Origin of the sequence: Ureibacillus sp. MALMAid1270 (assembly GCF_049202975.1) — a bacterium.
In the GTDB taxonomy this organism is placed as follows: domain Bacteria; phylum Bacillota; class Bacilli; order Bacillales_A; family Planococcaceae; genus Ureibacillus.
Genome location: NZ_JBMIRP010000044.1, coordinates 1 through 5,953 on the forward strand (window position 1 = coordinate 1; position 5,953 = coordinate 5,953).

5 protein-coding genes are annotated in these 5,953 nt (G+C 32.3%); 1 reads left to right on the top strand and 4 read right to left on the bottom strand.

Features of this window, described 5'->3' with window-relative positions:
- Positions 1-178: 178 nt before the first annotated feature.
- The gene (locus ACOQFO_RS05415; protein ID WP_421688676.1) at positions 179-1,090 is read left to right on the top strand and encodes a hypothetical protein; all 912 of its coding nucleotides are present in this window, start codon (positions 179-181) and stop codon (positions 1,088-1,090) included.
- A 94-nt stretch (positions 1,091-1,184) separates the two neighbouring features.
- Here ACOQFO_RS05415 and ACOQFO_RS05420 read toward each other — a convergent pair whose 3' ends face one another.
- The 4 genes from ACOQFO_RS05420 to ACOQFO_RS05435 all read right to left on the bottom strand — a co-directional run.
- Positions 1,185-4,076 carry a DUF3427 domain-containing protein gene (locus ACOQFO_RS05420; RefSeq protein ID WP_421688677.1) on the bottom strand — a complete coding sequence of 964 codons (2,892 nt, stop codon included), beginning with the start codon at positions 4,074-4,076 and terminating at the stop codon, positions 1,185-1,187.
- Between the two features lie 23 nt (positions 4,077-4,099).
- The gene (locus ACOQFO_RS05425) at positions 4,100-4,495 is read right to left on the bottom strand and encodes a (deoxy)nucleoside triphosphate pyrophosphohydrolase (protein ID WP_421688678.1); all 396 of its coding nucleotides are present in this window, start codon (positions 4,493-4,495) and stop codon (positions 4,100-4,102) included.
- A gap of 172 nt (positions 4,496-4,667) precedes the next feature.
- Positions 4,668-5,522 (bottom strand): EVE domain-containing protein, encoded by an 855-nt coding sequence (locus tag ACOQFO_RS05430; RefSeq protein WP_421688679.1) that lies wholly within the window; start codon positions 5,520-5,522, stop codon positions 4,668-4,670.
- Between the two features lie 154 nt (positions 5,523-5,676).
- A partial coding sequence (locus ACOQFO_RS05435) for a hypothetical protein (RefSeq protein ID WP_421688680.1) occupies positions 5,677-5,953 on the bottom strand: 277 nt, incomplete at its 5' end.

Consider the following 5,953-nt stretch of genomic DNA (forward strand, 5'->3'; position numbering starts at 1 on the left):
TCGTATAGTTAGAACCTTTTAACCTCACAAATAATTTAAGGGTTACGCCCCTTAAATTATTTGTGAGGCGAGCAAGCGATAGCGCGCTAGATTCAGAGTGAAATCTCAATTTCTTCTGTCCATTTTCTTGACATAGTATCAGTATAATGAAGAACTTGATCTAATTGTTCAAGAAAAGTTGTACGATTCAGATAAACAGTTATATTATTTAGAAACTACAAATAAAAATGATGTTTTTTATGTCTCGAAATATATACAAAAAATAAGAGAAATTATTAAAACGCAGGGGAAAAATGGAAGTTATAGCATTAGTGCACAAAATCCCTATCTAATTATTAAAAATATTTTTAATTCAAGTCCTGAGTTAGCTGAAATTAATATGGTGAGAAATACAATTACGACATGTGTTGACTCATTATTGGCAGATAATCTATCATATCCAGATAAAATAAGTGCAACTCAATTAATTATTTTTATAAAAACAAAGTTTAATTTGGTACAGTATGATTACAGTAGTTTATATTTTCGATTAAAAGAAAAAGAAAATTTCCTACAATTAGGAATAGATGATTTATTACAAAAACATTCCAGATTAACATTAAAGTTTAATTTTAGAATGTTGGAAATGATATTAGGAGAATTGGAAAATGTTGAATTAATAGAGATTTTATCTGAAATAAATAATGAAGATGATTTTGAAAAAATACAATGTTTAAAAGCAATTATTAATGCTATTAATAATAATAATTTCCAAGGACTTGATTATGGTATTCAAAATATTTTAATTCAATTTGTCTTTGGTTTGAAAGATCATAACAATCAAGATATTAGATATTTAGTGGTAAGGATCCTATTAAAAATGATTACTTATAAGAATAAAAGGGCTATTTTAACACAGCTTTCTAAATCTATGGACTACGATAATGTATATATAAAAAATTTAATAATTAGTAATCTAGATTTGCTAAACATAATAGATAATGATGTTGCACAACTGATGATAAAGAAAGCATTAGTAGATAATCACTATTTTGTCAGAGTAAGGGCACATGAATTTCTTATGAATAATCCGGAAATACACGTTAATTAAATTTAACAGTTATTTGGTAAAAAGTTTCTATTTATCAAGATAATTGATTTCTTTTCTTTTTAGGGGACTGTAAAGTAGCAACAGTCCCTTATTCTTATTCCTCCACCAAATAATGATAAATATCATACTGCACAGGCTGCTCTAACACCAAATTCATCGTAACAACTGAAAGATCTTTGCCTTTCCCATCAGGCATCATTTCATTTTTCGCACTTTCTTCTGCAATATCAACTTCCCCTAAATAGTAGAAGTCACTACCTTCACCATCATCTTTTTTCGTAAATAAGTGAATTTTTAGTCCAGATTCTTTATAAGATAAAATAGTTTTTACCTCATTTGATTCTAGCGTTAAACGGTTACGAGTGAACCATCTAAATAGGTCAGGAGATAGGAATTCATCGCCATATGCTTGGCTGGTTTCTACTTCATCTTTCTTGTGATATGTCACGAAAATAGGGCAAGTATTATGTTTTGCACGATATCCATATATTGTAGATGAGTCGTCATGTGGCCAATTTAATAATCTACATGCATCACGACGCGAATATTTTTCATACAACGTCATAGCTTTTGTCTTATCATATTTTTCATTTTTAATGTATGCACATTGTATAATGTCCTCAATATATCCTCTAAAATTAGAGTCTTGAAGACTTTCTTGGATTTCTTCATTAAAAACATAGTTTCCATCAACTATTTCAATAACAGGCTTAAATCCATACTTTTTAATATCATTTTGGACGAAGAACTGTAATGAAAAGATTGTTTCTACTGATGTTATCGTTTTATCGTCTACGTAAGTGCCGTAGTCACGAAGTTTTTGAACGTAATTCTCTTTAGAGATAGAATCATTTTCTAACAAAGACTCAATGAGGATAACTTCATGAATTCTTTTTCCATTTAAAAATTCCTTCGAAACCATAGTTATTACTGATTGTTCGTAATCAGTAAGTGATGGAATATCCTCATTCATTTTTAATAGAAACTTGTAGTAGTTATCCGAGTATCCAATAACTACTTCTGGATCTAGCGAGTTTTGAGACATGAAATCATGTAATGTAGGGATTCTACCTAAACGATTTTTCACTTCTATATACGCATCTTTTAAAGTCTTCAAAGTTGATAAATTAGTATTGTTAATTGCATCGAAAATTCGTTTCTTTGCAATTTCTTCAAAGTTAATAGTAGAAACGCCGCTAATATAATCCGTATTTACTGTTCTACGGCGAACATTATCTTTATTCATTGATTGGTCCCCAGATAATGCAATTGGGATTAAATAATTGTTTTTATAGTTTCCTATAAAATCGATGATCGTTACATAATCTTTTGAATCATGCTTTCGTAACCCACGTCCAAGTTGTTGAATGAAGATGATGCTCGATTGTGTTTGGCGAAGCATGACAATTTGGTTTAAGAAGGGGATATCGATACCCTCGTTAAAAATATCCACAGTTAAAATATACTGAAGTTCTCCATTCTCCAATTTCCGTATCGCGTCTTCACGTTCATCCTGTGAACTATCACCTGTTAGAGCGATTGTTCGAAGTCCTTCACGATTTAAAGCGGTAGAAAGTTCATATGTTTCATCTTTTCGACTACAGAAAATTAAGCCTTTAACTCGATCACCTGAATGTCCATAATAGTTTATTTTTTCAATAATATGATGAACACGTTCATAAGAAACGAGATTTCTTAATTCAGTAGCATCATCTATTAGTTCGCCATCTTTTTCATAATCTAAAACTCCAAAGTAATGGAAAGGGCAGAGCATATCTTCTTCAAGTGCTGCTTGTAAACGGATTTCATAGGCAATATTGTAATCGAATAATTCATAGATATTGAAGCTGTCTGTACGTTCAGGTGTTGCAGTCATACCTAATAGAAACTTTGGTGTGAAGTAGTTTATTACTTTTAGGTAAGAATCTGCACCAGCTTTATGGACTTCATCTATTAAAATATAATCAAATTGATCCTTTGCAAATTCTTGAAGATAGTTATCTTTTGAAACAGTTTGTATTGTTGCAAACAAATATTTCGCATTGACTTCCTTTGAATTTCCAGAAAGGATGCCGAAATCTTCTTCATGCCCTCCGAGAATTTTTCTATAATCCTGCATAGCTTTCTTCAAAATTTGTTCGCGGTGAACAATAAACAGCATTTTTTTCGGTCCAAAGTTACGAACATCAAAGGCAGACAAATATGTTTTCCCGGTACCTGTCGCGGAAATAATTAAACCTTTTTCTGCACCAGTTGCACGAAGTTCTTTTAATTGTTCTAAAGCGACAGACTGCATTTTATTTGGTTTGATAGATAGACTTTCAGCTAGTGAATTGGTTAAATACTTTGTATTAAGCTCTAGTGCATTTGAAGAAACAGTATTTATAAACGGTTGTAACACGTGAACTTGCTTGTAATCAGCAATCCATTCCTCTGTTAAAACAATCCCTTCATCCCAAGCAGTTTCAAATTGGTTTTTAAAATGTTGGATGATTTCGCCGTTCTCTAATGAGGTTAAAAACACATTCCACTCATAGTTTGCTTTAAGTGCACTATCTGTTAAATTTGAGCTACCTACGATAAGAGAATAATAGTCTTTGTGTTCAAAGATATAACCCTTAGCATGAAATCCTTTTTCCCCAGTTAGTCGAACTTCAACGTTATCTAACTTCAATAGCTCTTTAAACATTTTTGGTTGATTAAAATTTAAGAATGTTGAAGTCAAAATACGTCCTTTAATTCCTTTTTGTTTCAAATCATAGAGCATTGTTTTTAATGTAGCTAGTCCACCTTCAGTTATAAAGGCAACTGAAAAGTAAAATGTCTTACAAGTTTTTAATTCCTGAAGTAATGTTGATAGAACAGATTCATGGTGTTTATTTGTAAGTAATTTTGGTTTAAATGTTGCAGAAACTGGTTTGTTTTGATCAATAAATCCTTTATGTAAAGAATTCTCAATTTTTTGGATCAGTTGCTGTTGATTCATTTGATAACCGCCATTTCATCGAATTATTTTTCGTTTGCAATTTTTTCTACAGCTGGAATATCAGCAGGTGCAAAGTCTAGTTCACTAATCTCATCTCGTGAAACCCATTTAGATTCAGCGTGTTCTAATGCAACAGGTTGTCCTTCAATAAGTTTTGCTTTATATGTTTCAAGTCGAACAATCACTTTTTCGTACTCATATGTAGTATCTTCAACTTTCTCTCCTACTTCAATTGAGCAGTTAAACTCTTCTTTAATTTCACGTTGGAGTGCTTCTTGTGGTGTTTCATCAACTTCAATCTTCCCACCTGGAAACTCCCAGTAGTTTGGTAAGGACATTTCGGGACTTCTTAATGCACAGAATATTTCATTGTTTTCATTTTCAATAATTGCTCCAACTACATGGACAGATTTTTTCATGATAGTTACCACCTTTCGCTTCATTAACTTATTTTGAGAATCTATATTAAACATTCAAGGTTATGATAATAATTATACTAAAGGAATAGTCATTCTTTAAGTGAACTAGGGATTTATTTATTATTTGATATTTAGTAGGAGAAGGAAAGAAGCTAGCAACCCAAAATAGTCGCTAGCTTCTTCTAGCATTCACCATAATCTCTATCATTTCCTGAACCGTATACGGCGGGTTCTTCCTGTGCAGCATCGCATGGCAGTTTGGACAGACTGGAACTAAATCCTCGACTGGATCGATTTCGTATTCTTCACCAATGTCACTTAGCGAAACGAGATGGTGAACGTGAATGAAGTTTTTCCCGATTTCTCCATACGTCTCTTCAAAATCGAAATCACAGACTGCACATAAGTAGCCATGCACTTCAAGGCAGCGTTCTCTTGCTAATGGATTTCTTTCGTATTTATTCACAAAGACCGATTGAACAGAGCCTTCTTTTAACGTGTCAGCGTAGGATACCTGTTGTGCCGAAGAGGAACTTTGAAGGATGGTCATAATGTCATGGAAAGTATCGGCAGTTAATGGGATAGATGAGCTTTGGAAGCCATTCTTCAAAAAATAATCATAACTAATCCCTAAATCCTGCATTTCATCTAAATAGATTGGTTTCTCTAATAGGTTATGAAGATATTTTATGGGCACTCGGAGTCTTGCTTTTTCATTATCTTCTTCCTCATACCAATGGCCGTCTGGGGTAGCCATTAACGTAGGTGCGCCTGTTATTTCTACAATTGCATAAATCCCAGGGCGTAGCTTTTGCTTCCCGTTTAATTGAGCTAATGTTCGGTTATCAACACCCACTCGAATAACGCCCAAATCTCCAATTTTAACGGAATATTGATCACTTTCTCTAATCGCAAAATAATCGTCTACTTTGCCTGATTTCAGAAAATCATCAATTGCCCATTTTTGTGGGTTACAAATGAATGTCCAATAACCTGTTGAATCAAGTTTTTTCTTTTCTTTAGCCATTTTATCAATTCCTTTACTTAATTTACTCCAAATAATTCCTTAGCAATAAAATTTTATCATTAAGCTTTAATAAATTCTGATTGTATACATCTTTTTTATCCCTTAATAAATTTAATAAAGGAAGCGCTCAAAAGTATAAGCTACACCATTTGCATTAATTTCCTTCATATTTTATCAATAAGGCGTTTACTTTGGTTTTTGATTGCTCGTGGTCATTCACTTTATAGCAATAGTGTGAAGAGGCATAATCGATTATAATGGTAGTATTAATAAAAAAATTTGCGAAAGTAATAATAGAGTCTCGGAATAAATAACAATTTTTCTGGGTGAAATGAACCAAAATTACTGGAAATTGGATTGGAATGGCCTGCACACTCATTATTTTCATTGTATTTTCAAAAATGTCCATGACAAAGAAACCTATTGCCATT

Coding starts and splice junctions, on each gene's coding strand:
- ACOQFO_RS05420 (WP_421688677.1), bottom strand. CDS start 4,076: ATGAATCAACAGCAACTGATCCAAAAAATTGAGAATTCTTTACATAAA.
- ACOQFO_RS05425 (WP_421688678.1), bottom strand. CDS start 4,495: ATGAAAAAATCTGTCCATGTAGTTGGAGCAATTATTGAAAATGAAAAC.
- ACOQFO_RS05430 (WP_421688679.1), bottom strand. CDS start 5,522: ATGGCTAAAGAAAAGAAAAAACTTGATTCAACAGGTTATTGGACATTC.